The organism is Pedobacter chitinilyticus (genome assembly GCF_003313385.1).
GTDB classification, from domain to species: Bacteria; Bacteroidota; Bacteroidia; order Sphingobacteriales; family Sphingobacteriaceae; genus Pedobacter; species Pedobacter chitinilyticus.
The window spans coordinates 842,786-869,006 of the sequence record NZ_QMHN01000001.1; the positions used below are offsets into that span (position 1 = coordinate 842,786).

Annotated in this window: 26 protein-coding genes; 8 read left to right on the top strand and 18 right to left on the bottom strand. The window is 37.7% G+C overall.

What is annotated here, in order from left to right; translation table 11 throughout:
• Positions 1-21: 21 nt before the first annotated feature.
• Positions 22-1,029, top strand: a complete 1,008-nt coding sequence (locus tag DUT70_RS03550; protein ID WP_113645910.1) for a bestrophin family protein — start codon at positions 22-24, stop codon at positions 1,027-1,029.
• A gap of 42 nt (positions 1,030-1,071) precedes the next feature.
• Here DUT70_RS03550 and DUT70_RS03555 read toward each other — a convergent pair whose 3' ends face one another.
• The 5 genes from DUT70_RS03555 to DUT70_RS03575 form a co-directional block, all read right to left on the bottom strand.
• Positions 1,072-1,947 (bottom strand): carboxypeptidase-like regulatory domain-containing protein, encoded by an 876-nt coding sequence (locus tag DUT70_RS03555; protein WP_162926562.1) that lies wholly within the window; start codon positions 1,945-1,947, stop codon positions 1,072-1,074.
• A 142-nt stretch (positions 1,948-2,089) separates the two neighbouring features.
• Complete coding sequence (locus DUT70_RS03560; protein ID WP_113645912.1) at positions 2,090-2,992, bottom strand: histone deacetylase family protein; 903 nt, start codon at positions 2,990-2,992, stop codon at positions 2,090-2,092.
• 96 nt (positions 2,993-3,088) lie between these two features.
• On the bottom strand, positions 3,089-3,949 hold the full coding sequence (locus DUT70_RS03565) for a bestrophin family protein (protein ID WP_113645913.1): 861 nt from the start codon (positions 3,947-3,949) through the stop codon (positions 3,089-3,091).
• Positions 3,942-5,234, bottom strand: a complete 1,293-nt coding sequence (kynU, locus tag DUT70_RS03570; protein WP_113645914.1) for a kynureninase — start codon at positions 5,232-5,234, stop codon at positions 3,942-3,944. The genes DUT70_RS03565 and kynU overlap by 8 nt, the downstream gene beginning before the upstream one ends.
• Positions 5,235-5,331: 97 nt before the next feature.
• Positions 5,332-6,273, bottom strand: a complete 942-nt coding sequence (locus tag DUT70_RS03575; RefSeq protein WP_113645915.1) for a 3'-5' exonuclease — start codon at positions 6,271-6,273, stop codon at positions 5,332-5,334.
• A 134-nt stretch (positions 6,274-6,407) separates the two neighbouring features.
• On the opposite strand from DUT70_RS03575, the gene DUT70_RS03580 reads away from it, so the two are divergent.
• Positions 6,408-8,384 (top strand): DUF3857 domain-containing protein, encoded by a 1,977-nt coding sequence (locus DUT70_RS03580; protein WP_113645916.1) that lies wholly within the window; start codon positions 6,408-6,410, stop codon positions 8,382-8,384.
• Positions 8,384-10,282 (top strand): DUF3857 domain-containing protein, encoded by a 1,899-nt coding sequence (locus DUT70_RS03585; RefSeq protein ID WP_113645917.1) that lies wholly within the window; start codon positions 8,384-8,386, stop codon positions 10,280-10,282. Before DUT70_RS03580 ends, DUT70_RS03585 begins: the two co-directional genes overlap by 1 nt.
• 69 nt (positions 10,283-10,351) lie before the next feature.
• On the opposite strand, the gene DUT70_RS03590 is transcribed toward DUT70_RS03585, so the two are convergent.
• The 7 genes from DUT70_RS03590 to DUT70_RS03620 all read right to left on the bottom strand — a co-directional run bounded on the left by DUT70_RS03590 (position 10,352) and on the right by DUT70_RS03620 (position 16,482).
• Positions 10,352-10,966, bottom strand: a complete 615-nt coding sequence (locus tag DUT70_RS03590; protein ID WP_113645918.1) for a thioredoxin family protein — start codon at positions 10,964-10,966, stop codon at positions 10,352-10,354.
• 25 nt (positions 10,967-10,991) lie between these two features.
• A complete protein-coding gene (locus DUT70_RS03595) occupies positions 10,992-11,474 on the bottom strand; it encodes a TlpA family protein disulfide reductase (protein ID WP_113645919.1) in 483 nt (160 codons plus the stop codon).
• Positions 11,475-11,569: 95 nt separating this feature from the next.
• Positions 11,570-12,133 (bottom strand): redoxin domain-containing protein, encoded by a 564-nt coding sequence (locus DUT70_RS03600; RefSeq protein WP_113645920.1) that lies wholly within the window; start codon positions 12,131-12,133, stop codon positions 11,570-11,572.
• On the bottom strand, positions 12,133-12,630 hold the full coding sequence (locus tag DUT70_RS03605; RefSeq protein WP_113645921.1) for a C40 family peptidase: 498 nt from the start codon (positions 12,628-12,630) through the stop codon (positions 12,133-12,135). Before DUT70_RS03605 ends, DUT70_RS03600 begins: the two co-directional genes overlap by 1 nt.
• Entirely contained in the window at positions 12,627-12,926 is a 300-nt protein-coding gene (locus DUT70_RS03610; RefSeq protein ID WP_113645922.1) for an RNA polymerase alpha subunit C-terminal domain-containing protein, read from the bottom strand. The genes DUT70_RS03605 and DUT70_RS03610 overlap by 4 nt, the downstream gene beginning before the upstream one ends.
• Positions 12,927-12,978: 52 nt before the next feature.
• Positions 12,979-15,588 carry a DNA mismatch repair protein MutS gene (mutS, locus tag DUT70_RS03615; protein ID WP_113645923.1) on the bottom strand — a complete coding sequence of 870 codons (2,610 nt, stop codon included), beginning with the start codon at positions 15,586-15,588 and terminating at the stop codon, positions 12,979-12,981.
• Between the two features lie 321 nt (positions 15,589-15,909).
• Positions 15,910-16,482, bottom strand: a complete 573-nt coding sequence (locus DUT70_RS03620; RefSeq protein WP_113645924.1) for a 2'-5' RNA ligase family protein — start codon at positions 16,480-16,482, stop codon at positions 15,910-15,912.
• Between the two features lie 88 nt (positions 16,483-16,570).
• On the opposite strand from DUT70_RS03620, the gene DUT70_RS21290 reads away from it, so the two are divergent.
• The 3 genes from DUT70_RS21290 to DUT70_RS03635 all read left to right on the top strand — a co-directional run bounded on the left by DUT70_RS21290 (position 16,571) and on the right by DUT70_RS03635 (position 18,351).
• Positions 16,571-17,026, top strand: a complete 456-nt coding sequence (locus tag DUT70_RS21290) for a hypothetical protein (protein WP_205529723.1) — start codon at positions 16,571-16,573, stop codon at positions 17,024-17,026.
• A gap of 200 nt (positions 17,027-17,226) precedes the next feature.
• Positions 17,227-17,607 carry a response regulator gene (locus DUT70_RS03630; protein WP_113645925.1) on the top strand — a complete coding sequence of 127 codons (381 nt, stop codon included), beginning with the start codon at positions 17,227-17,229 and terminating at the stop codon, positions 17,605-17,607.
• Between the two features lie 321 nt (positions 17,608-17,928).
• On the top strand, positions 17,929-18,351 hold the full coding sequence (locus tag DUT70_RS03635) for a CBS domain-containing protein (RefSeq protein WP_113645926.1): 423 nt from the start codon (positions 17,929-17,931) through the stop codon (positions 18,349-18,351).
• Positions 18,352-18,447: 96 nt separating this feature from the next.
• Here DUT70_RS03635 and DUT70_RS03640 read toward each other — a convergent pair whose 3' ends face one another.
• From DUT70_RS03640 to mqnE, 4 genes are all read right to left on the bottom strand, one after another.
• Positions 18,448-18,939, bottom strand: a complete 492-nt coding sequence (locus DUT70_RS03640) for a hypothetical protein (RefSeq protein ID WP_113645927.1) — start codon at positions 18,937-18,939, stop codon at positions 18,448-18,450.
• Between the two features lie 47 nt (positions 18,940-18,986).
• Positions 18,987-19,712, bottom strand: coding sequence for a menaquinone biosynthetic enzyme MqnA/MqnD family protein (locus DUT70_RS03645; protein WP_113645928.1), 726 nt, complete (start codon positions 19,710-19,712; stop codon positions 18,987-18,989).
• Between the two features lie 6 nt (positions 19,713-19,718).
• On the bottom strand, positions 19,719-20,339 hold the full coding sequence (locus DUT70_RS03650; RefSeq protein ID WP_113645929.1) for a histidine phosphatase family protein: 621 nt from the start codon (positions 20,337-20,339) through the stop codon (positions 19,719-19,721).
• Between the two features lie 70 nt (positions 20,340-20,409).
• On the bottom strand, positions 20,410-21,651 hold the full coding sequence (mqnE, locus tag DUT70_RS03655; protein WP_113646552.1) for an aminofutalosine synthase MqnE: 1,242 nt from the start codon (positions 21,649-21,651) through the stop codon (positions 20,410-20,412).
• A gap of 132 nt (positions 21,652-21,783) precedes the next feature.
• On the opposite strand from mqnE, the gene DUT70_RS03660 reads away from it, so the two are divergent.
• On the top strand, positions 21,784-22,203 hold the full coding sequence (locus DUT70_RS03660) for an acyl-CoA thioesterase (RefSeq protein ID WP_113645930.1): 420 nt from the start codon (positions 21,784-21,786) through the stop codon (positions 22,201-22,203).
• A 50-nt stretch (positions 22,204-22,253) separates the two neighbouring features.
• On the opposite strand, the gene DUT70_RS03665 is transcribed toward DUT70_RS03660, so the two are convergent.
• Positions 22,254-23,369 (bottom strand): transglutaminase domain-containing protein, encoded by a 1,116-nt coding sequence (locus tag DUT70_RS03665; RefSeq protein ID WP_128353284.1) that lies wholly within the window; start codon positions 23,367-23,369, stop codon positions 22,254-22,256.
• Positions 23,370-23,664: 295 nt separating this feature from the next.
• Between DUT70_RS03665 and DUT70_RS03670 the strand changes: the two genes are divergently transcribed.
• A complete protein-coding gene (locus DUT70_RS03670; RefSeq protein ID WP_113645932.1) occupies positions 23,665-25,089 on the top strand; it encodes an MATE family efflux transporter in 1,425 nt (474 codons plus the stop codon).
• 124 nt (positions 25,090-25,213) lie between these two features.
• Here the strand turns inward: DUT70_RS03670 and DUT70_RS03675 are convergent, their stop codons facing one another.
• A complete protein-coding gene (locus tag DUT70_RS03675; RefSeq protein WP_113645933.1) occupies positions 25,214-26,134 on the bottom strand; it encodes an AraC family transcriptional regulator in 921 nt (306 codons plus the stop codon).
• Positions 26,135-26,221 lie beyond the last annotated feature (87 nt).

Sequence of the window (26,221 nt, forward strand, 5' to 3'; positions counted from 1 at the left end):
TTATTATAAAAAACAAAAACGATGAATAGCGGAAGGCTTTACAAACTACAACATTTTATTCCTTGGACAAGGAGGAAAATTTATTACCTAATAGTGATTAGTGCGATACCTACAGCGCTGTTTTACTTTTTTGAACTGAAGTGGTTGGCCATTCCTTGGGTACCAGTTGCTCTAGTGGGTACAGCCACGGCTTTTATTGCGGGTTTTAGAAATACCCAAACTTACAATCGTTTATGGGAAGCTCGACAAATTTGGGGCGCCATCGTAAACAGTAGCCGTACATGGGGTATCATAGTGAAGGATATGGTTAGGGATGTTGAAGGTTCTAAAGAACAGGATTTACATCGAACTTTAATCTATCGGCATTTTGCATGGCTAACGGCTTTACGTTTTCAGTTAAGGGAAAACAGGGCTTGGGAAAATGTGAAAACCAGAAGCTATAACCAAGAATATCTGAAATATTACAGCGTGCCCGAATGGGAAGGAAACTTGGAAGAGGAACTGAAAAAGTACCTCAGTGAGGAGGAGTTGAGTTTTATCTTGAAAAAGAAAAATAGAGCAGCACAAATCTTAGCCCTGCAATCTGCTCAGTTACGTACCCTGAATGAAGAAAGGAAAGTTTCTGATTTGAATTACGTAGAAATGTCGACTTTATTAAAAGATTTATACGAACAGCAAGGTAAGAGCGAACGCATTAAGAACTTTCCCTATCCGAGACAATTTGCCAGCATTAATGTGATGTTTGTGTATTTGCTTTCTATGATTTTGCCGCTTGGATTTTTAAACGAATTCTCAAAGATAGGCTCCGAATATGTATGGCTAACTATTCCAATTAGTGTGATTGTAGGATGGGTATTTTTTACTTTGGAGCAAATTGGAGAAAGTACTGAAAACCCATTTGAAGGCAATGCAAACGATGTACCTATTACGTCAATGAGTAGAGGAATTGAAATTGATTTAAGGGACATGCTTGGAGAAGAAGACTTACCAGCACCTTTAAGCGCTAATAGCAACAATATTTTGATGTAAATTTAGCAGACACTTACGAAGCTTTAAAAACTTCGTAAGTCTCTAGTTCTTCTTGGAAAAATCTATCTTCTTCGCATATTTTTTCTTTATTTCTACCATTACTACGCCATTAGCCGCTCTTGAACCATAAAGTGCAGCTGCCTTCGCTCCTTTTAAAATATCTACTTTCTCTATCCAATCAGGATTTAAACTTTGTTTTTGTTGGCTGCTGGCAATACAACTTTTTTTCCCCGAGTAGATTACATAAAGGGGCTCACTGGAAACATGTACTGCTGAAATGCCACCTAAAATGAGCGTTCGTATTTCCTTCATTTGAACAACCATTTGGCTAGTCGCAGCTTTTTCGATAAGGCCGTAACCATCTAACGTGAAAACGAGTATCGGTGCTTGCTCAGTTTTTTTCATTGTTAAAGAGAAATTTCCATCACGATCTGTTAACGCTACAACATTTGCAAAGCCCTTAATTTTCACCTTTACTCCTTCTAAAGACTTTCCTGTTTCTTGGTTCGTTACTTTTCCTTTAATGGTATCCACAACATTTGTTTCTAGCGCATTTGACTGAGTTTCGGTGGATGGTCGAGAAAATACGGGATCATTTTGAATCGTTATTGTTGCAGGGTTCATGGCTTTAACTGGTGTAATTACACTTGCTCCTACCGCTATGGGTAGCAATAGCCAATTCCAATTCGTTTTTTGAGGAGGTGCTACAACATCCCTATTCAATTGTGTAGGCAACAACCTTCCGCAAACATTTTCCTTTTTCTGTTTGAAAAAATCAATCAGTTCAGCATCAGATTTGCTGGTGAGGTCAACGATGTGCTTCTCACATTTATCACAAAAACGTCCAGCTTTAGAAGGCTGCATTTCGTCCCAATTCTCAGAACAGGGATTGGTAAGGATTAATTGTAGCTTTTTCAAATGGTTCTTTTTATTTTTGAGATGCAGAGAATCGCTGCATTCCATAAATTAAAAATTACGAAGTTTAACTTTTTTCAATGACGAAGTTGAGGGCATCGCCGTTTCTAAACTTCTTAAGGCTCTAATTCTACGGAGCCTAATATTATGAGAAAAGGTGAAAAGCTGTTCGGAAAGTATTGCAATGTGCGTCGACAATGATTTTGATATCTTCAGAATAGCCTCCGCCCATGCTTACCTGCAAAGGAATGTTGTTCTTCAAACAATTCTCAAAAACAATTTGGTCTCGTTGTTTGCAGGCTTGTTTGCTAAGTGAGAGTTTTCCCAATTTATCGCTTTCCAATACATCCACTCCTGAAAGATAAAAGATAAAATTAGGTTGATGCTTTTTAATGATGGTGGGTAGTTTGTCGTTTAAAATCGAAAGAAATTCTTCGTCTTGTGTATCATCCGCTAAGGGAATATCTAAATCAGATTGCTCTTTTCTGAAAGGAAAGTTTTTTTCACCATGCATGGAAAAGGTGAACACACGATCTTCATTGGTAAAAATTTCTGCGGTGCCGTTGCCCTGATGTACATCCAAATCTACAATAAGGATACGTTTAGCCAATTGATGGTTGAGCAAGTAGTTGGCTGCAATGGCTTGGTCGTTTAACAAACAAAATCCCTCGCCCCAGTTGCTTCCTGCATGGTGCGTGCCGCCCGCTACATTAAAGGCAACGCCATTCTTTTGTGCATAAATAGCCCCATCAATGGTGCCTTGTGCAATTCTGATTTCCCGCTCAACCAATTGCGCATCCAAAGGAAAGCCAATACGACGTTGCTCTTTGTAGGGTAAGGTAAGTGCTTTTAACTGTTGCCAATAGGCTGCATCGTGAGTAGTAGTAATATTTTCTTCGGTAGTAGGCTCTGGCGCAAATAAATGCTGCGCTTCTATCGTCCCTTCATGCAATAGCTGAGCAGGAATAAGCTCATATTTAACCATTGGAAAACGATGTCCTGCTGGTAAAGGGTGCGCATAAATGGGATGATAGGCGATTTTGATCATTTTTGATGTCAGAAAGTAAATAGTCAGTAAGTCTGGAAGTTGAAAATTCTAAATCTTTATATCATCGGACTTTCGGACAGCTGACTATTTCGAAGGTTAATTAAGAATTTCTTCCACATGTTTTTCAATGTTATCACAAATTTGATCTACGGGTAAATCATTGGCATCTGTTCCAAAAGGATTTTCAATTTCTTCGGCAATGAGCTCCAAACTGGCCAACACATATAAAATGAAAGGAACAATAGGGACCACAAAATAACCTAAACTAAATACCCAACCAAAAGGCAAAGTAATGACGTAAACGAAGATGAATTTTTTAATGAAAGCGCTGTAAGAATACGGTATAGGCGTATTTTTAATTCGCTCGCACGCACCACAAACATCAGTGAATTGAGTAGAGTCGTTGCTAAGCGTCATGAGATGTTCGCTCGTGATTTTGCCTTCTCGCTGTAGCTCAAATAGTTTATTGGTAATGCTGCCTGCTACCTGGTTGGGAATGTGTTTCCCGCCATCAATTTCTATTAAAATAGCATTTTTGCCAAAGTATTGCTTTTCACGCAGGTGTTCTTTAAGTGCAAAAGCATATTTAGGAATGGCATATTTAAAAAATGCCTTGTCTTCTTTACTCAGATTTAAAGCATTAATCCTTATAGCAAAGTTTCTACTTACGTTTACTAAGCTGCCTAATAGTCGTCGGCCTTCCCACCATCTGTCGTAGGAAGTATTGGTTCTAAACACCAATAACATCGAAATCACAAACCCCAAAAGGTTGTGCATCATTCCTACATTTTTGATGTAAGTGGTTTCTGCTAACTTTAAGTGATTCAATTCGATATAAGCAATAATTCCCGAGAAAATTGCCACGCTGAGCATCAATTTCCAAAGCTTATAAAAGGTATCGGCTTTGTGGAAACGGAAAATAAAATTAAACCACTCTTTGGGATTATAATTAATCATTAGCTATGGATTTGGTAACTGCTAAAAGCAATTCTCCTGTTTTAAAAACATCTTCAAAATTATTGTACATGGGTACGGCGCTCAATCTAATGACGTTGGGTTCACGCCAATCGCCAAGCACATTGTTTTTTACCAAGTAATCAAAAACCTTCTTTCCATTTTCTTTAGCGATAATGGATACTTGGGCACCTCTTTCGTCAGGATTTTGCGGCGTAATGATTTTGAATTGCTCCTCACCTAAGGCCTTATTTACCTCGTTAATGATATAACACAAATAAGCTGTTAATTGCTTGCTTTTTTCTCTCAACGGCTCCATAAATCCAACTTTTTCAAACAGCTGTAAAGAAGCATGATAAAGCGCCATGGGCATTACTTGTGTACAGCTTACCTGCCAACCATCAGCTCCAGCTTCGGGTACAAAGCCCTTTTCCATTAAAAAGCGATTGTTTTCTTGGTATCCCCACCAGCCCGCAAAGCGATGAAGGCTTTGATCGTTAAAGTGCTTTTGATGTACAAAAATACCACTAATGCCTCCTGGCCCCGCATTTTGATATTTGTACGAACACCAACAAGCAAAATCTACGTTCCATTCGTGCAATTGTAAAGGGACATTTCCAGCAGCATGAGCTAAATCAAAACCTACTTTTGCACCGGCTTTGTGCCCAGCTTTCGTAATGTTTTCCATATCGAAGAGCTGACCCGTAAAGTAATTGATTCCTCCAAAAAGTACCAACGCTATTTCTGATCCGTGTTTTTCGATCTCAGCTAAAATATCATTGGTTTCAAGCGTATAGGCTCCAGCTTTTGGACTTACTTCAATAATCGCTTCTTTAGGATCATAACCATGAAAGCGAACTTGACTTTCTATGGCGTATTGATCCGACGGAAAAGCACCAGCTTCCATAATGATCTTGAAGCGTTCTTTGGTTGGTCTATAAAAGCTCACCATTAACAAGTGCAAATTGACCGTTAAGGTGTTCATCGGGCAAACCTCATCAGGCGAAGCGCCAACAATGGGTGCCATTAGCTTTTTTAGTTCTTTATGGTAAAACATCCAAGGTTTATCACCTTCAAACCAACCTTCAACCGCTAAGTTTTGCCAATTGTTAAGCTGTTGATTTAAAACCTCCTTTGCTAATTTAGGTTGCAGTCCTAATGAATTGCCACATAAGTAGATAAAAGGTTTTCCATTTTGCTGCGGGAACAAATATTCATTTCGCATTTCCTTCAATGGATCCTGTGCGTCCAAAGATTGTGCGAAGGCAAGGTTATTCTCGAATGTCATTGTTTTTTAGTAGTTAGGGATTAGTGGCTAGGAGTTAGTAATTAGTTTACGTGAATTTAAAACTAGCCACTAATCCCTAACCACTAGTTACTAATAATTATTTCCCAAATTTCATTTTTAACTGCTCTAGCATGTCGTTGGTTACGGGTTTGCTAGGTTCTGGTTTTTTGTATGGTGTTTGCTGAGGTTTAGTAGTTACAGGCGCTTGGCTCCGGTTTTGCTTCTGCTCATCTTTCTTTTTATTCCATCGTTTCCAAATTTCATCCAGTTTCTTTTTGGTAAACAAAGGGAAATCGCCCTGCATCATCCATGAATAATAGCTAGGCTCTACACTAAAAATACTTTCAAGGGTTTTTCCTTTATGCTTGCCAAAATTGATACATTCCTCACCATTATCATTGTAAACAATACGTCCAGCGTAATCTACCGACCTGTTCAAGTTGGTGAAACTATGTAACGCGTCTACATCATTTTTAACTGGAACTGATTTATTACCTTGCTTGTCTTCAAACTCAGTATTTTCGTATTTATCCAGTTGCGCTAACAACACTTCATAAGTCGCTCTAATATCGGCCTCTGCAGAGTGTGCGTTAATCAAATCCTTTTCACAATAAAACTTGTAGGCCGCTTTTAGGGTACGTTGCTCCATTTGGTGAAAAATGTTCTGTACATCTACAAACTTACGGTCGCTCATGTCTAAATCAACCCCTACTCTCAGAAACTCTTCCAATAGCATTGGGATATCAAACTTGTTGGAATTGTACCCAGCCAAATCAGCATCACCGATAAAATCCGCAATCTCTTGAGCTACGTCTGCAAATTTTGGTTCATTTTTGATGTCTTCATCATAAATGCCATGAATAAGGGAAGTGACCAATGGAATGGGGATTTCGGGATTGATGCGTTTGACCAACAATTGTTCGGTACCATCTGGCATTGCTTTCAATATCGCAATTTCCACTACTCTATCTATCCCTACGTTTACTCCAGTGGCTTCCAAATCAAAAAATGCCAAGGGACGTTTCAAGTTTAATTTCATATCAGGTTTTTAATCAGCCAAATTTGCTAAAAACATAGCGTACTTTCTGTTTTTTGGTTAAAAAAAGCGTCGAAAGTTTTAGATAATTTTAGAAGTTAGTTTAAATTGCGTCACTATTTAAATAAACTCTTATCATGCGAAAGATCTTAATTCTTGCCCTAACATTACTTCCTTTTTACGCTATATGCCAAGAGTTTGGCTTCGGTGAAATTACTAGCCAAGAAAAAGACTTTAATAGAACTCAAATCGATAGTACTGCCAATGCCGTTTATCTCAACGAATACGGTACTACTCGTTTCTCTTATGATTCAGAAACGGGACGGGTGAAATTAGTTTTCGATTATCATGTACGCATTAAAATATTTAACAAGGAAGGATTTGAAGCTGCTAATGTGATTGTCCCCTTACACAGAACAGGAACAAATGATGATCAAAAGGAATTTTTATCTGATTTGAAAGCATCGACATTTAATTTTCTAAATGGAAGACTTGTTGAAACACAGATGTCTTCTAAAGCGGTTTTTACTGAAGAGAGATCAAAATATACACATCTTAGTAAATTTACGCTACCTAATGTTGCCGAAAATTCCATTATTGAGTATAAATATACAATCGAAACCCCTTATATTTTCAATTTTAGAACTTGGCAATTTCAATCAGAATACCCTAAATTAAATAGCACTTATGTAGCATTTATTCCTGCTAACTATAAATACAATATTTCGCTTAGAGGCTACTATCCGCTAACTGAAAATAAGGCTGAATTGAGTACTGCATGTTTACGTATTTCAGGAAAAGAAATGGATTGTTCCAAGATAACCTATAGCATGAAAAATATTCCTGCCTTTGTGGAAGAAGATTATATGACTTCGCCAAGCAATTATAAATCAGCTGTTTATTTTGAGCTCTCAGAGGTATATTATCTTACCGGGTCAGTTCAGAAGTATACGAAAACATGGAAAGATGTAGAGAATGAATTGATAGATAGTAAAGAATTTGGAAGCCAAATGAAACGTAAGGATGTGTTTAAAACTATTGTTCCTGGTATTACAACAGGCTTAACTTCTGATCTACAAAAAGCTAAAGCTATTTTTGAGTACATTAAGAAGCAAGTGAGATGGAATGATTATTATGGGAAATATTGTGAGACGAGTGTGAAAGAAGTAGTAGATAAAAGATCAGGGAACGTAGCCGACATCAATTTCACATTAATATCTGCCTTATCTGCAGCCAATTTAGACGTTGAGGCAGTTATTCTTTCCACTAGAGATAATGGTGTGGTTAATAAATTATATCCTATCCTCAGCGATTTTAATTATGTAATTGCTAAGGTTAACATTGACGGGAACAGTTATTTATTGGATGCTACTGAACCCCTCGCTCCTTTTGGTTTGTTACCGTTAAGATGTATTAACGATCAGGGTCGCGTAATTAATTTGAAGAAACCTTCTTACTGGATTGATCTAAAAGCATCTAAACGTAGTTCAACTTCACACAGCTTAATTGGTAAAATGAACGAAGATGGGAAAATCAATGCGACCGTGACTTCACATTCGCTTGGTTTTAATGCCATGAATTTGAGGAAAGATATGAAACGTTATTCTTCTTTAGATGAATATGTAGAAAAACTGGATGAACGTTTGACCAATATCAAGATCAAAAACTACAAAATAGCCAATGTAGATAGTGTTGAAAATGCTTTAGTGCAAGAATATGAAGTAGAGCTTAATGTAGGCAACACAGAAAATACTGCTAATTATTTCAATCCTTTTTTTATTAATCCGATTAGGAGTAATCCTTTTAAACTTAACCAAAGAAACTATCCAGTAGATTTAGGCGCTGCTAGTGAAGAAAGAATTGCCATTAGTATTTCTCTACCTGAGAAGTTTCAAATAAAAGAACAGCCTAAAGATATATCGTTAGCACTACCTAATCAAGGAGGACGATATATTTTGCAAACAAGTTTAACAGACCACAACTTAACGTTAAGTCAACAATTGTTATTTAGCAAAGCGATATACTCTCCAGAAGAATACCACTACCTTAAAGAATTTTATAATAGAATCATTCAGACGCAAAAATCAGATATCCTTTTAACAAAGAGTAATTAATGAAAAAAATTAGTTTGATTGTAGCCTTTGTAGCAATTTCTTCGATTGCAAATGCCCAATTATATGCCGTAGATTCTATTCCAGCTCCTTTGAAAAATAAGGCTAATGCTGTGGTGAGAGAAAGTAAAACGGTGGTTGATATGCGCTCAGTGACAAATGTCGAGTTAAATACCACTAATGCAGTAACTGTATTTAATAAAAGTGGGGAAAGGTATGCTCAATTGGCGTTATTTTATGATAAAAATACTTCCATAAAATCTGTTAAGGGAGAGATTTATGATGAATTTGGAAAACAGATTACTAAATTTTCTTTAAGTAATTTTAAGGACGAAAGTGCCGTGAGTGGCTTTTCATTGTTTGAGGACAGCCGAGTGAAATACTACATTCCACAAATAAGTAGCTATCCTTACACCATTGTATATACTTATGAGATTAGGAATAAACAAAATTTGGTGATCCCTCAATGGAGCCCTGTTCCAGGCTTTGACATTGCTGTCGAAAAAAGTAGTTTCCAGTTTTTGCAGTCACCTATAGATGAAATACGCATTCATGCGATAAACTATCAAGGTGCTTCAGAAGAATTGAATTACGAAAAACAAAAGAGCTTGTACTGGTCTGTTCAAGGGATTAAGGCAATAAAGAAAGAAGCTTACGCGCCAAATCCAGAAACTTATTTCCCTTCCATAAAAATTGCTCCTGTAAACTTTAACTACTATAATTTAAAAGGTGCTTATACTGATTGGCAGGGCTTAGGTAAAATCACTTATGACCACTTATTAAAAGATAGGCAAGCGTTATCCCCAGAAACCATCGCCTCTATTAAAGATTTGGTTAAAGATGAGACTTCAGATAGGGCAAAAGCAAAGAAAATTTACGAGCATTTTCAAAAAAAGACACGTTACATTAGTGTGCAGATAGGGATAGGTGGATTACAACCTATTAAAGCTAGTGACGTGGATAGACTTGGTTATGGCGATTGTAAGGCTTTGGTGAATTACATGCAGAGTTTGCTAAATGTGGCTGGTATCGAGTCTTATTATTGCGTGGTAGAAGCAGGTGAGGAAAAGACGGACTTAATCCCCTCTTTTGCCAGTATGGAGCAAGGAAATCATATCATATTATGTTTGCCATTAAAAGGCGATACTACGTGGTTAGAATGTACTAGTCAAGATGCACCATTTGGATATTTGGGGTCTTTTACTGATGATCGATGGGTATTGGCGTGTACAAAGGATGGTGGTAAACTAATGAAGACCCCGAAATTTGAGGCGATCACTAGCCGACAAATCCGTATTGCTAAACTTTCCCTATCAAAAAATGGAACTGTAGAAGGTGTAGTGAATACTACTTTTGATGGTTCTCAATTTGATAATCATGCCTATCTATTGACTAAATCAGCTATAGAAAGAGAAAGAGCATTGAAATATATATACGACATCAACAATATCGAATTTAAAGAAATATCACTTTCGGCTAACAAAGATATGCCTCTCTTTACTGAAAAATTAGGAATAGATATCGATAAATATGGCCATGCCAACAACGATAAATTACAAATCAGGCCTAATCTTTTTAATGTTAAACGTGATGTTCCCGCATCGAGAAATAGAACACTTCCATTAGAGCTTAAACGCGGTTATACTGACATTGATAGTATCTCTTTTACACTAGGTGAAGGAATTGTTCCTATTGTAATACCTAAGACGATGAAAACAGAGACCAAATTTGGTACTTATGAAGCAGAAATTAAAATGTTAGGTGGTCAATTGGTTTATAGTAGAAAACTCGTGATGAGAGATGGTATTTTTGGTGCCAATGATTATGAAGCCTTCGAAAGCTTTGTGAACGAAATAGCCAATTATGATAGCCTTAAACTTACGCTTGCGTTGAAAAAATAAACTCATAAAAAAAGGACTCAAAATTTGAATTTGAGTCCTTTTTATTTAATCCTTTATCCTTACTCTAAATTATCTGCTCGCTTCTTTTTTCCATTTAATGGTACAGCCAATTGCTTTGGTTGATGCTACACTAGGCTTCTCCCCTTTTAATAATTGATTTACTGCATTTTGTACGTAATTATCTCGCTGAGGATTGGCCTCTTGTTGATCGTTGTCAATCGCACCAATATAGGCCACTTCGTTTCCCTTGGTGGTTTTCTGTAATACAAAAACATGTGGCGTGCGTTGAGCACCATATTTTTTAGTGAACACATGATTTGGATCCTCTAAATAGGCAAAACTAAAACCCTTTTCTTTGGCTCTTTCCTGCATTTTTGCATAGGTGTCGCCAGGAGAAGTTACTGGATCGTTAGTATTAATCGCCACTACTGGATAACCTTTTGTTGCATACATTTTATGGAGTGCTTCAACACGAGCTTCGTATGCTTTGGATACAGGACAAGTATTGCATGTGAATACCACGATATAACCTTTTGCATTTTTGTAATTGGCTAGTGATACGTTTTTGCCATCCACATTTTTTAAATTAAAGTCTGAAGCCAAATCACCTACTTGATAGCCCGTTTGACCGTTTACAGCACTGATCAAAAACATTGATAAACATGCTAAAATTAACTTTTTCATTTCGATATGGGTTTTATATAATGATTTAAGGTTTAATTGCAGTTGAAATTGTTTTCGTCAATTGCTCATAGGTAAATGCTTGTTCGTAAAAAGATCTAACTTTTTTGTCTGTACTTAAAATCAACGTAGCGGGTAACGCACCTGACCAGTTCTTATCCACCTGATCAATGAACTTTTGTTGGTCTGTTTCATTAAGCACATACACTTCTGATTTGATCTTGTGCTTAGCTACAAAAGGTATGACATCCGTTTTTAGTTTCGATTTAAAGTCCAAGCTCATCAGTATTACTTTAAAAGGCTTGCCTACGTTTTCGGCGTTTACTTTTTCAAAATAAGGCAGCTCTTCCACGCAAGGCCCACACCAAGTTGCCCAAAAATTAACCACATAGGTAGTGTCTTTTCCGTTGGCTACTCTTTTTTCTAATTCATTTAAAGTTAGTAATTTAACTTGTGCGTTGGCGTAGTTTACTGCCAAAATCAATAGAATTGTTACGATGAACTTTTGCATGATGATGTTATTTAGGATAACAGATTTACGAAGTTTTAAAAACTTCGTAAATCTAAAGCGAAGTTCACTGTTTAGAAACTTCGTAAATCATAATTTTAATTAACCTTACCCGCTAACAATTTGTTTACTTCTTCTTCCACATATTTTTTGGTCGGCGTTTTCTTTTCGTCAGGCTGATCGTCGATATAACCAATATAAGCCACAGAAAATCCTTCTTTTTGCTTTTTTAGCACCACCGCCCTTGGCGTTTGCCTAATATTGAACAACCAAGTGTATTTAAATTTCTCATCAGCCAAATATGGAAAAGTAAAGCCCTTGCTTTCGGCTAGCTTTTTCATTGCGGGCATGGCATCGTATGGGTAATCCTTTTCATTATCGCCATAAGGCCCAATACCTACTACAAGAAAGCCTTTGGGCTGATATTTATTGTTTAGGGCGATTATACGTTTTTCGTACGCCAAACAATGATCGCAACTTGGGGTCATGAATATGAGAATGAAACCTTTAGCCTTTTGCTTAGACAAATCATAAACTTGTCCTTTGGCGCTTTTTAAAGCGATGTTATGAAGCGTGTCGCCAAGTTTAAGTACTCGTTGTTGAGCGTTGGTGCTTATACCAAGCACTAAGCAGCATAAAATAGATAAGATTAACTTTTTCATCAATTCAAAGTTCCTGTTTTAACAATAGCTTTTTGATAAACTGGCAAGGTCAAATCGTCTATAATTACTCCTCTGGTAGTGGAGGCGTGTACAAAAAAATCACCATTTAAATATACGCCAACGTGGTCTACTTCTCTTCCTCCAAAGGAGAAGAAAATCAAATCTCCTTCCTTTAAGCTATTGTAATTTTTACTTTTAACGGCGTCCGCTTGATCTTTTGATCTTCGTGGCAATGTTTTTCCGTAGATGTCTTTTTGCAATAAAAAAGCAAATCCCGAGCAATCAATCCCACTCTTATCCAGTCCACCAAGTTTATATCTTACGCCTGTCCAGTTGTTAATGAAACGATATAAGGGTTTGCTTCTCAATTTCGCCATCGCATCTGCTGCACGGGCGGCTTTGGTATCTGTGGTGTGTTTTCTACTTCCGCAGGAAGCTAAAATGCCAATGAGCGCTATACATAAACATAAAACATAACTTTTTTTGATGGTAATCATATCATTGGTTTAAAAGTTAATCCGCTGTCGGCCAAAGCTTCTCTAAGTGTGGGAATACTCGCCTTTCCCATACCGTGTAGATTTAAAATTTCCTTTTCAGTATAAGTAGATAGCGTGCTTAGATTTTTAATATCTGCATTTTCTAAAGCACGTCGAGCAGGAGCCGATAGTTTAGATAGAAATCCTTCTAAGGGCTTTTTCTCCCCTTCGCATTTTGGACAGGTGGGACAATCGGTACTTTTGTAGTACTGATGCCCATTTTCACATGTTCTCAATGTCTTCTGGAGTTTAGCCATCTTATAAAAACCTATATCCTGTAACTCATAACTCGCAAACCATAACTTTATACTAATTCTTAATCAGCCTTTGTATCTCATCCAATTTTAGCAAAGCCTCTACAGGAGTTAACGTATTTACGTCCAAATTATTCAGCGAATCGCGAATTTTCACTAAAACAGGGTCATCAATCGCAAACATTTGCAGTTGATAAGCCTGGTTTTGTACCTTTTTGATACTATCTTTAATACTTTGTCCCTCAGTTCTATCTATTTCTAAACGCTTCAATATTTCGTTTGCACGACCAATCAGTTTGGCAGGCATACCCGCCATTTTAGCTACCTGAATACCAAAACTATGTTCGCTGCCTCCTGGAACCAACTTTCTCAAAAAAATCACTTTGTTTTGCAATTCTTTGATGGTTACGTTATAGTTTTTGATACGACCCATGGTATTTTCCAAGTCATTTAGCTCATGGTAATGCGTAGCAAATAAGGTTTTAGGGCGTGCCGTTGGGTGTTCGTGCAGATACTCTGCAATGGCCCAAGCAATGGAAATACCATCATAGGTACTCGTTCCGCGTCCAATTTCGTCCAATAAAATCAAGCTCCTGTCAGAGATGTTGTTCAGGATACTGGCCGTCTCGTTCATCTCTACCATGAATGTACTTTCCCCACTCGAAAGGTTGTCTGAAGCACCTACCCTTGTGAAAATTTTGTCTACCATGCCAATGCTTGCCTCCTTTGCTGGAACAAAGCAACCCATTTGTGCCATGAGCACAATTAAAGCCGTTTGGCGCAAAATAGCTGACTTACCCGACATGTTTGGACCTGTAATCATTAAGATTTGTTGCGTATCGTTATCCAAAAACACATCGTTGGTAATGTACTCCTCACCTACAGGCAAACGCTTTTCAATCACTGGGTGGCGACCGCCTTTAATGTCAATTTCCTTTTTATTGTTCAGCGAAGGCTTTACATAGTAGTTTTTGGTAGCCAGTTGCGCAAAACACAATAACACATCTAACTGAGCCACTAAATAGGCATTCAATTGGATAGGTTTAATGAAGTGCGATACCTGAAACATCAGCTCGTTGTATAAACGGACCTCAATAGCCTGTATTTTCTCTTCAGCACCTAAAATCTGTTCCTCGTATTCCTTTAATTCAGGCGTAATATATCGCTCTGCATTTACCAAAGTTTGTTTACGAATCCAGCTTTCAGGAACTTTATCTTTATGGGTATGGGTAACCTCCAAATAGTATCCAAATACGTTGTTGAAGGATATTTTTAAAGAGGGAATGCCCGTATTTTCAATTTCTCGACGTTGAATCTCTACCAAAAACTCTTTACCACCAAAGGCAATTTTACGCAATCGGTCAAGTTCATCATCTATGCCATCGGCAACTACATTTCCTTTAATCAATAACGCAGGCGGGTCAGCTTGCAATTCCTTTTCCAATTTATCCTTAATGCTGGTGCATGGATTCAATTGCGCCGCCAAGGTTTCTAACGAAGGATTTTTGCTTTGCTCTGCCAGTTTTTTGATTTCTTCAATATGCGTTAAAGCCCTTTTTAACTGTAATAGCTCACGTGGTCCAGCTTTTTGTAAACCAACTTTCGAAATCAGTCGCTCTAAATCACCAATAGGTTTAATATGCTGTAAAAGCTCATCGGCTAAAGTCTCTTTCTTCACCAAAAAATCGACTGTTTCTAAACGTTCTTGAATAGGTTTCAGCTCCTTCAGCGGCATAATGATCCACTTGTGTAGCAACCTTGCGCCCATTGGTGTACAAGTTTCATCAAGCACTTCAAAAAGTGTTACGCCATTATCGTTAGATGAGCTTACCAATTCCAAATTACGGATGGTAAAGCGGTCTAACCACATAAAACGCTCTTCCTCCACCCTCGAAATAGAGGTGATATGTTGCAAATTGCGGTGTTCCGTTTCACCCAAGTAGTACAATACCACTCCAGCAGCAACAATTCCAGCGGTAAGTTTATCTACCCCAAAACCCTTTAACGAGTTGACTTCAAAATGCTTGGTCAGTATCTCATTTGCATAATCTTGGGTAAAAGCCCAATCATCAATATGGAAGGTGTAAAATTTGTCGCCAAACAGCTGTGGAAATTCCATGCGTTTGCTCTTTTGAAACACAATTTCCGTAGGTTTAAAGCTCTGTAAAAGCTTGTCCACGTATTCGGCACTTCCTTGAGCTACTAAAAATTCACCTGTCGAAATATCGCAAAAAGCAACCCCCATCAAGCCCTTGTCAAAGTATACAGCCGCTAGGTAGTTGTTTGATTTTTGGTTCAGTATGTTGTCACTGTAAGCCACGCCAGGCGTTACCAATTCCGTAACCCCGCGTTTTACAATGGTTTTGGTCATTTTTGGATCTTCCAACTGATCGCAAATTGCTACCCTTTGCCCTGCCCTAACCAGTTTAGAAAGGTAGTTTTCCAAAGAGTGGTGCGGAAAACCTGCAAGCTCTAAAGCACCGTTGGGACCAGTGCCCCTTTTGGTTAAAACAATGCCTAAAATTTGAGCGGTTTTAACAGCGTCTTCTCCAAATGTTTCGTAAAAATCTCCAACCCTAAACAATAATAAAGCACCTGGATACTTCGCTTTAATAGCGTTGTATTGCTGCATTAATGGGGTTTCTTTTGTATTTGCTTTGGCCAAAATTATCCTAAATTACTAAGCCGTAAATATACCATTTGCCTACTGTAAGGGCCGGTGTTGTTGAAAAATAATAAAGATGTTGATAGACATCGCTTTACCAATTCGAAATGATGGAAAACCAGCAATAATATACAATTCTTTTTTGAAAAGCAGGCTCCTCCATACTTATTCAAAAGCAGTCCTGCTATCCGCTTTATTTCGTTTCACTCCATGCTCGCTCCTATCAGGTTTAGTTTACAACCAATACTACATCAAGCTCGTCAACCATCACCTGCATTGCCCAAATATAATTGACAAATTGGGTGTGCAGCTTTGTGTTTTTTAAAACAGGCTTTGTTGTGCTACAGGTTTAGGTTGAGCCCCTTTAAATTCAAATTCCTCAGAAAAAACTTCATACTGTCTTAAATCTGGATTGAATTTCCTTAATACCAAATGGCTGCAGTTAAAATCAAGTTTCACCTCGGCAAACATTTTCAGCGCCATTTGTACATTTTCCTCGCTCAATTTCCTTCCAATAGAAAGGTGTGGATCTTTGCTATGGTAAGCATTTTTGACGCCTAAATTCTTTTGGATTCTTCTCATCAAATTTCCTACCTCTATTTTAGTTACTTCATCTGGCTTTAAAAACACCGCACCGTTTGCATAGTTGCCCACGCCTTCAAAATTTAAATGTATTGGATTTTCGTAACTCGCTATTTCCTTCAAGTTGGTCGTCATTTTAGTCAATTCATCCCCATCGGCAGTAAACTCACTGATAGTAATATGTGCCTTTGAGTTTCTGCTGTTGTACCAGCCTATAACACTATTCAGTTCATTTTTTAGATGGTCAACGTAGTCAATTCCAATTTGTGGTGGCGCAATTACAATAGAATATTTTGGTGGATTTGAGATCATGAATTTAAGGTCAAATGAATAGACATGTACCGAGTATAAACTTTCTGTTCAAATTTGAGCTATATTTGCCCAACATTCAAAATACAATATGGCAATTTTACATCGTAAAGAAGAAAAGATACAAGTAGTGTTAGGTAGGTTGCCTAAACAATATGGGCATGAGCAATTTATTGAAATGTTCATCAAGCTATATTCAAAAGATTGGGGTAAAATTAAGAGTGCCTACATCAAACAATCTCAAGATAAAGAACCTGGAACAGTAGTGAATATGCCAAAGCCTGAGCTTTATTTGAAGCAATTGCTAGAAACTTACCTCACTAATCGTCCAGCGGAAGCAGAAGTGGCACCAGTAGAAAAAGCTAAGGCTGCTCCTAAAAAGAAGGCTGAGCCAGTTACGGCCGAAGAAGCTCCTGTGAAAAAAACAAAAGCTACTGCTAAAAAGACAGAAACAACAGCGCCAGTGAAAGAAGTAAAGGCAAAAGCTACTTCTAAGAAGAAAACAACCGAAGAGAAAGTAGCGCCATCGAAGGCGAAAAAAGCTTAAGCTTTTAAAACATCATTCAAATTGCGCTTCTGCGTGACGATTATTAAAAAAGGTTCGGGAATATCATTTCGAGCCTTTTTTTGTTGGTCATAGTTTGCCTGCTACGAAAGCTAAAAGTGGAAAACTCTAAACTTGTGGACAAATAACATAAACTACTGATTTATAAGCAACGTTTATATATCAAACTAAAGTTTAAAGTTATGGAAACAACAGATAAAAAATGCGTTTATGTGTTGGAAGATAACTCCAACATTGCAGATATTATTGAGTTCCTTTTAGTAGAAGAACTCTACGAGGTAAAAGTTTGTAAAAACGTAAATACCTTTTGGAAAGAAATGCGTGAGCACACCCCAGATATGATTGTACTGGACGTGATTTTGCCAGATGGCAATGGGCTCGACATATGTACCAAATTGAAACGGGATGTTAGAACCCATCATATTCCTGTGATGATGATGTCTGCAAATAATCACCTGAGCAAGGTGAAATCTAAATGCGAAGCCGAAAGCTATATCAATAAGCCCTTTGATTTAAATGACTTTATGCAAAGGGTTGACTATTATAGTCATGTAGCTTTATAGTTTTTTAGCCACAGATACACAGATGTTTTACTATTCAAATCTGTGCAATTTGTGGCTTACATAAATATTTCTTAACGAACTGTCATAAGAGATGCTTCGTCGTGCCTCCTTGTAAAGACGAGAATAGTAGCGTCATTGCGAGCCGTGCAAAGCAATCTCATATATATATTGCCACAGATACACGAATGTTTTATCTTACCAAATCTGTGAATCTGTGGCTTACCATTTACCTAAAAACAGTCAGCTTTTTTAGTGACTACCGTTACTAAATATCCCCACCATCTTAGCCATATTTGACTAAACAATTTAACCGCATCAGATATGAAACAACGTGTGCTGATTTCCGAAATCATGACCAAAAACTTGGTTACCGCTAATGTTAGCGACCCTTTAACGCACATCAATACCCTGTTGAAAGAAAATAACATTGGACATTTGCCCATCGTATCAGGCAGAACGTTGGTAGGCATCATCAGTAAAGCAGATATGCTCAGATTGAGCTTTGCTGATATTTATGAAGACCAAGCGAATGTGGACGAAACCATTTTTCAGATGTTGAGGATGGAACAGGTAATGGTGCACAATCCCTTAACGGTTGATGTGAATGATACCGTTAGAGAAGTTGCGGACATGATGAGTAAGGTAGCATTTCATGCGCTACCCGTACTTGAAGAAGGAAAAGTAGTTGGGATCATTTCTTCTACAGATTTAATCAAACACCTGCTATCCCAATACCACCATTGAAAATAGTTAGTAATCCTTAATTAAGGTCAAGACCATCTACGCTAAATGCCTAAGCAACATCGCGTAGGATGGTCTTGTAGTTAACTTATTTCGTTATTATATCCTGTTTATTTTAGGCGTAGGATTCGCACTTAATATCGCAGGTACCTTCGAGTCTAGGAATACCTTTTTACTGGCTACTTCAGTATTTTTTCCTTCGCTATCCAGTTTTACCAATTTGTAATGGTTTAAACCTTTAAATGGTTCTTCATCGTGAAAGATATAAAGCGATGGTTCAGTTGGGTTTCCAACGATCGTTTTTTCCCCTATTTTAACAAAGTTATTGCTGTCGTCACTTCTGTAAATCTCGTATTTACCATTTTTTAATTCAACGGTAGACCAACTTAAGATCGTTTGGTTTGACTGTACAATGATGTTGAAATGAGCTCTTCGTTCGGCTGAGATAGACACAGGTGTTAAATCAGAAGTAGAAGTTGTCGAGGTGGTTTCACTTTTTACAGGTAGTGTGTTCTCTGTTGCAAATGAAAGGTTGGTAATGAAACAAGCAATGATTACGGCGCTTGAATAAAAAAATTGTTTTTTGTTCATGTGAATTTTTATAGATAGAGCGCGGTGAACAGAATGGCAGTGATGAGCTACAGTTCTGTGATAAGTTTTAAAAAGAGTTCTTTTGCTTTTAATTTTTCGGGTGTAAGGTTAAAATTAAGTTTATATTGCAGGTAGTTGGCAATATCTATGCCACTATTTGCAGGTAATTGCGTAATTACTGCTGGAATGTTTTGAATACCATTTGCTAATGCTGCATCAAACTCTTTTAAAAAAGCCTCTGGAAGCGGTTTATTAGCCACCCAAGCGGCATACATAAAAGGCAATCCAGTAAATTTCATCCACTCCTCTCCCATGTCATACGCATAATTGAAATCACCTTTACGGCCAAAAGTTCTATCTCCAATTAAAACCATCGCATCGGTTGTAGCGGATTGGTCTGTAGTAAAGTCTACGGCTACCTTGAAATGATTCTTTAAAAGCACTTTGGCTAAGTTATTTGAAGTGCGTGACTGAGGGTCAAGCTTTAAAGTTTTAATCTTCTCAACGGGAACATCTGAAAAGATAAATACCGAATCAACCGCTCCAATAGAGCCAATACAAAAGGAACTGATAATTTGTGCATTCGGCACAAAAGGAATGGCTGCAACGGGTATTAGGCCAATATCTACCTGTTTTTCGATGAGTTTGCTTGCGCAGTCAGAAGGGATATCTAAGCTTAAATCAATCTGTTCTAGTACAGGCGAATGTTGTATACCGTAAATAAACGGTTTGGTATTGGTATAGGAAACGGCAGAAACTTTAATTTTTTCCAAAGCGATTTATAATAATGGTTCTAGGTGCGAGGTATTATTAGAATCGAGTAGCGTAAATTTTTCTCCGTCAAATTGTAGGCGGTATAAAGTAGTATTGGAATGGGGAAATTCTTCCATGTCGCTAAAAGGCTTGTTGAGTAAAATGCACAAAATTAAGCGCATAGCTCTCCCGTGCATGCAAACGAGCACGCATTTTTCATTCTCTTGTTTTTTAATGTGTTCAATCGCTTTTGATAAGCGAACACCAACGTCGTTAGGACTCTCTCCGCCTTCAAACTTGGCATCGTAGTTACCTAGTTGCCATTGTCTAACTACTTCCCTGAAAGCTTCTCTGGCTTCTTCAGTATTTGGCTTCCCCTCCCATTCGCCCCAAGCCAATTCATCTAAACCGTCCAATTGTTCCCATGGTAAACCTAAATCTATGAAGCCTTTAACGGTTTGGTGTGTTCTTTTTAAAGATGAGGTATAGATCTTATCAAATTTAACCTCGTTATATTTATTGAAAAATGCTGCTGCTTGTGCAATTCCCGTGTCGTTTAAATCGGCATTTACGCCTCTACCTTGTACTATTCCTAATCTGTTGAGTTCTGTTTCGCCGTGACGGATGATGTAAAGTTCTTTAGTCAAGATTATAGGATTTTAAGATTTTCGGGATTTACAGTTAAAAGTTAACATGCACGGTTAATTGTCTATTAATTTAAGAGTTAACTACAGGTAATTTATAGTATGACGGTTTCACCTCGTCTTCAAAAACGTGGTCGGTATAATCTGTAACTACATTATAAAGTGTATCACGCTCAATAGGTTTGCGTTTTACGTTCCTAATCAAATCTACCAATTCTTTAGTGCTCATTGCTGGGGTTTGCTCTTCGGCACCCGCCATCGAATAAATTTTCGTGGTATCGTCTAAAGTACCATCAATATCATCCACGCCAAAATTCAAACTTAATTGCGCGGTCTCTCTACTGATCATAGCCCAATAAGCTTTAATGTGCTCAAAATTATCCAAATAGATACGAGCAATGGCATAGTTACGCAAGTCTTCTACTACCGAAACTTCCGCTACGTCACTCATTTGATTGTTTTGGTTTCGGAACTTCAATGGAATAAAAGCTTGAAATCCACCAGTTTTATCCTGTAGTTGACGCAAACGTTCCATGTGGTCAACGCGGTGCCAAAACTGTTCAATATGACCATAAAGCATGGTGGCATTGGAACGCATGCCAAGTGTATGTGCTTGTTCATGAATATCTAACCACTGTTCAGCATTACATTTGTCGTGTGCAATTTTTTCTCTCACTTCTGGGTGGAATATTTCGGCACCACCACCTGGCATCGAATCAAGTCCAGCTTCTTTGAGGTATTTCATGCCATCGTAATGGCTTAATTTTGCTTTTTTGAAGATGTAGTAATATTCAACTGGCGTAAGTGCTTTAATGTGTAAATCAGGACGGTGTGCTTTTGCTTTTCTGAAGAAGCTGGCATAAAAATCAAGATTTTGCTTGGGCACTACCCCACCTGTGATATGCACTTCGGTTACGGGTTCATCGTCATATTTCTTGAGGATGTCAATCATGCCGTCCACTTCCATTTCCCAGCCTTCTTCACGTTGTTTAATCATACGGCTGTAAGAACAGAACTTACAATCGTAAACGCAAATATTGGTAGGCTCAATGTGAAAGTTTCTATTGAAATAGGTTAAATCACCATGTTTTTTCTCACGAATATAGTTGGCCAATACGCCCAGATAGCTTAATTCGGCATGCTCGTATAAATAAACGCCTTCATCAAAAGTAATGCGAATACCGTCCTTCACTTTTTGGGCAATATCCTTTAAGGATGGAGCTAAATTGGGGTTTTGTATAAGAATATCTAACGACTGCACTATGGATTCTCCTTTAGGTTTAGGCAAAAGTACAATATTGCTTATAACGAACATCATTTTGTTGTAAAATTGGCTTATTTAGATTGCTTATGGGCTACGCCTTATCGTTCATTGGTTCATTAGTTCACTAGCTAAGATGCGCTAAGAACCCTTAATATAAATGAACTAATTCCCTAACTTTGCAGCATGATTGAAAACCAGTATAGTATTTTCGAAAGTGAATTGAATGTCCGTCCAGATGATATTGATATGTTTAACCACGTACACAATAGCAAGTATTTGGATTATGTGTTGGCAGCCCGTTATGAGCAAATGGACAAATTTTATGGTATGAGCTGGGAGAAATTCGAAGAATTGGGCTATGGTTGGGTAGTCTCTAAAGTAAGTATTTCATTTAAACGTCCGTTAAAAATGGGCGACCAGATGATCATTAGAACTGGCATTTTGGAAATGAATGAGAAAGGTAGCAATGTACAGTTTGAAATCGTCAACAAGAAAACGGGTAAAGTATCTTCTGATGGTATTTTTGAGTATGTGATGATTGATTTGAAGACCCAGCGTTCTTGCAAAGTCACTCCTGAAATGATTGCTGCTTATAGTATTTAAGCATCGTAAGCAAAGTTTTTAAGCTTCACTTACGATGATAAGAGTTTGTATTATTGTGGCTGTGCGTAAAAGTCCTTTATTGAATTGGTATATACACAATAATTTACCTTAGTGTCCCAAAAACTGATGTATTGTAAATTAGGGGCTCCTACAGGGACTAGCATTAGTGATCTTTTGCCTTCTAACTTAAATTGATCTGCTGATGGCAGACTACGATTATCCAAAGCCGTGTCGAAATAATAAAGATAGACATAAACAAAATCAGTGTATTCTAACTTGTCTACTTTGTCTTTGCTAGCTAAAACTACTTGTTCATAATTATTACTTAGCGCATGTTGAAATTCTACGGCGTTTAAAGGTTTACCATTTAAAGTTGGCATTACGTTAAATTGTCCGTCAATAAAAACCCATTTTTTCTGATCATTTAAATAAACTTCAGTAGCTACATGGCCTGGAGAACCCTTTCTGGTTTCCGCATCTTTGGTTTTAAGATAAATGGTTCTGGCCTTAAAGCCATGTGCGGTAAGTTGGTCACGGAGTACAATTGCATAAGCGAAACAAGGGAAACGGGCACCTTCCTTAACTTCATTTAAGATAGAGATAGCATCATTCTTTTTAGGAGAACGATTACCATCGTGTTTCCACTGATGATGCGTCCAGTTTAAAATAGAAAGGATTCTTTGCATGTCATTACGATCATTTTTAATCACTTTTTCTAAAGGATATTCCTTCCTCAAACTATCTGAATAAGTGGTTTTCGCATTTTCGTAGTAAAACCTAAGGTCATCACGTTTTTTGCTATCGGCATAAACAACGTTGTCCCATTTATATTTACTTGTAGAAATGATGGTATGTGCGGGCTCTGCATTTTGCATTTTCACATAAAAAGATTTGCTTTCTCCAGCTTTTATATCGAAGCTGATACTATCCTGATCTGTGCGAAAGCTAATTCGCTCACTCTTGTTATATAGCTTTATTTTAAGGCTGTCATTGGCAACTTCTGGAGAAATACGCCAAGCATTAACGAACCACTTTTTACCCAAGGCAACATCGGCTTTTTCTGTGTTGGCTAAAATAAGCGGTTCACCTTTATAGGTTTGCTGAGCTGATACCTGACTATAGGACAGGCCAAGAGCCAAAGTAATCATAGAAATGTGGATCTTCATAAAGAATAAAAATTAGTTTAATTTATAGTTGTGGGTGATTTATTGTTTTTAGGAAGACGAAAGATATACAAAATGGTTGCATGCATTAAGTTTTTTCTATTACTTCAAGCCTATTGAAGGATAAATATTTCATCTTTAAAAGATTTTTCTATTTTTGTGTTACAAAATATCACGAACCATGAAGTTTTTTGCAGTCCGTATCAGAATAGCTTAACACAGCGAGGGCTCCTACATCAGAAAAACAAAATTAAGGGTGCTTTTCAGCATCTCATGGTAATCATTTTATAAATTATATATGTCACAACCTATCGAGGCAAAATCGCGTTTGTCTAATTTTTTTAATGTATTAATTCAGGCTTTTAAAGGCGCTGAAATCGATTATACTTCCATTAGTATCAGAAAAGCCATTGTGCTTTTGGCTGTTCCCATGATGTTGGAAATGATGATGGAATCAGTATTTGTACTGGTTGATCTTTATTTTGTAGGACATTTGCCTAACAGTGCGGAAGCAATACAAATTGTAGGTTTAACGGAATCTGTGCTTACCATTATCTATTCTCTGGCCATGGGCTTGGGGATGGCCGCTACTGCGGTGGTAGCCCGTAGAATTGGTGAGAAAAATGCAGAGGCAGCTTCCAGAGCGGGTATGCAAACCATAGGCTTGGCAACGGCTATTTCTATCATCATTAGTTTGCTGGGGATAGTTTTTGCCAAAGATATTTTACTGTTAATGGGCGCTACCGAGACAACGGCTGCGCAAGGGGTAACTTTTACGCAAATTATGATGGGGACAAGTATTGTCATTATGTTGCTGTTTCTCATTAACGGTATTTTTAGAGGGGCTGGAAATGCAGCAATTGCGATGCAAAGTTTATTTATTGCCAATACACTTAATATCATTTTGTGCCCAATATTGATCAGGGGACTTGGACCAATTCCTGCTATGGGATTAACTGGAGCAGCGTTGGCAACGGCTATTGGTCGTGGTACAGGCGTGCTTTTCCAAATTTATCATTTGGCCAAAGGAAGTGGTGCATTGAAAGTGAAATTGGCTTACTTGAAGCCGCAATTAGACCAAATTAAAGCCATTGTTAAAGTGGCTGCACCTGCGGTACTGCAATTTGTAATTGCTTCATGTAGCTGGATTTTCTTGGCCGAATTGGTAGCCACTACAGGTGGCGATCATGGTTCTGCTGGCTATCAAACCGCATTAAGGTTGATGATGTTTTTTATGTTACCAGCTTGGGGCTTAAGTAATGCAGCAGCTACTTTAGTTGGCCAAAATATGGGCGCAGGTAAAATGGACAGAGCCGAAAAGTCTGTGTTTGTCACTATCAAATATTCTATGATTTTTATGGGAACGGTGATGGTGCTGTTTTTAACCTGCGGCCATTTGTTCGCTTCATTTTTCACCGAAGATCAACAGGTTAGAGCTGTAGCGACGGAAGCGTTGAGAATATTGAGCTTTGGCTTTATTCTTTATGGCATTGGAATGGTATTGGTAAGTGCTTTTAATGGTGCGGGCGATACTTGGACACCTACTAAGATTAATATAGTAGCTTTTTGGTTGTTTCAAATTCCTTTTGCCTATTTCTTGGCCAAATATATGGGGATGGGACCAACGGGTGTTTTTATTGCTATTCCTGTAGCCGAAGTGGGAATTACCATTGCCTCATACTTAATATTTAAAAGAGGTAAATGGCAAAAGACAACGGTTTAATAAGCCGTTGTCTTTTCGACTTATTGCTTCGTCATTTCGACCGTAGGGAGAAATCTAACTCATAGTCTAATCACATAGTTGTTAGATTTCTCCTCGTTCCTCGTCGAAATGACGGATTAGGCTATTATCTAATCGGAATACAAAAATCTACTTTTGCAATTTGATTGGGATCTTCCCTGAAATCATTATGGTAAATTTCAAAAGGATTGCCTTCAGCTTTTTGGTAGCCTTTTTCATTCATCCATACAAATAAGCTGCTCCATGATTTTTCAAAATCAGCCAAGCTAATTTCGAAATAACCGACAATACACTTACCTGGTTGAAGAGTGGTCAGGTGAACCTTACCTTCCACTTTCTCCTCCTCGCCTACTGAAATACAAGCACTCATTCTTACCTTTTCAGGTGCGGTTATCTTAAAGCTATCATGATATATGGTAATGATTTTAGTACTTTCTTTTCCTAGCAAGTTTTTGGGAACAGCCCATTTTAAAAGCTCTTGATAAGCATTTGAAATTCCTTGTACCCCAATAGTACTCACACAAGCTAACTTTAAAGGAGCAAATTTTTTAATCTCAATTTTTGCATTCATTTTAATCCAATTTTTAAGGTCATTAATGTTGCAAATGTATTCCTCAAAAACCTGATCAACTTGTCTATTCTTGCTTTCTATTTGTCTAATCTTGCTAAATCTACTAGGCATTTGTTGCCTAAACTGGGTTGGACTAACACCGTAGTATTTTTTGAAAGCACGTGTAAAGGAAGAATTGCTATTGAAACCGTATTGTAATGAGAGTTCTGTAACGCTTATTTCGGGTCTGTACATCAGCACACCTGCCATTTTTTCTATTCTCTTTCTGAGAATGTAGGTGTTAAGGCTTTCGCCAGCAATTTGCTTAAATACGCGATGGAAATGAAACGCAGAATAATTGGCTACTTGAGCAAGGGTTTCTAAACTTAAATCCAAATCCAGATTTTCATCAATGAACCTCAATACTTGATCGATACGAGCGATGTATTCGATTTGTAAGGTGTTTTTTGGGTTCATGGAGCAATGATGTTTTTAGTGACTTATCCACCATTTCGACGAGGAACGAGGAGAAATCTAACGTACTAATTAGTCGTTAGATTTCTC

Bases quoted from the DNA above. Each gene is read 5' to 3' on its own strand.
- DUT70_RS03635 (WP_113645926.1), top strand. From the start codon at position 17,929: ATGAAACAACGTGTGCTGATTTCCGAAATCATGACCAAAAACTTGGTT.
- DUT70_RS03575 (WP_113645915.1), bottom strand. From the start codon at position 6,273: ATGAAATTAAACTTGAAACGTCCCTTGGCATTTTTTGATTTGGAAGCC.
- DUT70_RS03620 (WP_113645924.1), bottom strand. From the start codon at position 16,482: ATGATCTCAAATCCACCAAAATATTCTATTGTAATTGCGCCACCACAA.
- DUT70_RS03675 (WP_113645933.1), bottom strand. From the start codon at position 26,134: ATGAACCCAAAAAACACCTTACAAATCGAATACATCGCTCGTATCGAT.
- DUT70_RS03670 (WP_113645932.1), top strand. From the start codon at position 23,665: ATGTCACAACCTATCGAGGCAAAATCGCGTTTGTCTAATTTTTTTAAT.
- DUT70_RS03610 (WP_113645922.1), bottom strand. From the start codon at position 12,926: ATGGCTAAACTCCAGAAGACATTGAGAACATGTGAAAATGGGCATCAG.
- DUT70_RS03590 (WP_113645918.1), bottom strand. From the start codon at position 10,966: ATGAAAAAGTTAATTTTAGCATGTTTATCAATGTTTTTGATCAGTGCT.
- DUT70_RS03585 (WP_113645917.1), top strand. From the start codon at position 8,384: ATGAAAAAAATTAGTTTGATTGTAGCCTTTGTAGCAATTTCTTCGATT.
- DUT70_RS03565 (WP_113645913.1), bottom strand. From the start codon at position 3,949: ATGATTAATTATAATCCCAAAGAGTGGTTTAATTTTATTTTCCGTTTC.
- kynU (WP_113645914.1), bottom strand. From the start codon at position 5,234: ATGACATTCGAGAATAACCTTGCCTTCGCACAATCTTTGGACGCACAG.
- DUT70_RS03595 (WP_113645919.1), bottom strand. From the start codon at position 11,474: ATGCAAAAGTTCATCGTAACAATTCTATTGATTTTGGCAGTAAACTAC.
- DUT70_RS03660 (WP_113645930.1), top strand. From the start codon at position 21,784: ATGATTGAAAACCAGTATAGTATTTTCGAAAGTGAATTGAATGTCCGT.
- DUT70_RS03600 (WP_113645920.1), bottom strand. From the start codon at position 12,133: ATGAAAAAGTTAATCTTATCTATTTTATGCTGCTTAGTGCTTGGTATA.
- DUT70_RS03580 (WP_113645916.1), top strand. From the start codon at position 6,408: ATGCGAAAGATCTTAATTCTTGCCCTAACATTACTTCCTTTTTACGCT.
- DUT70_RS03665 (WP_128353284.1), bottom strand. From the start codon at position 23,369: ATGAAGATCCACATTTCTATGATTACTTTGGCTCTTGGCCTGTCCTAT.
- DUT70_RS03550 (WP_113645910.1), top strand. From the start codon at position 22: ATGAATAGCGGAAGGCTTTACAAACTACAACATTTTATTCCTTGGACA.
- mqnE (WP_113646552.1), bottom strand. From the start codon at position 21,651: ATGTTCGTTATAAGCAATATTGTACTTTTGCCTAAACCTAAAGGAGAA.
- DUT70_RS03640 (WP_113645927.1), bottom strand. From the start codon at position 18,939: ATGAACAAAAAACAATTTTTTTATTCAAGCGCCGTAATCATTGCTTGT.
- DUT70_RS03560 (WP_113645912.1), bottom strand. From the start codon at position 2,992: ATGATCAAAATCGCCTATCATCCCATTTATGCGCACCCTTTACCAGCA.
- DUT70_RS03630 (WP_113645925.1), top strand. From the start codon at position 17,227: ATGGAAACAACAGATAAAAAATGCGTTTATGTGTTGGAAGATAACTCC.
- DUT70_RS03605 (WP_113645921.1), bottom strand. From the start codon at position 12,630: ATGATTACCATCAAAAAAAGTTATGTTTTATGTTTATGTATAGCGCTC.
- DUT70_RS21290 (WP_205529723.1), top strand. From the start codon at position 16,571: ATGGCAATTTTACATCGTAAAGAAGAAAAGATACAAGTAGTGTTAGGT.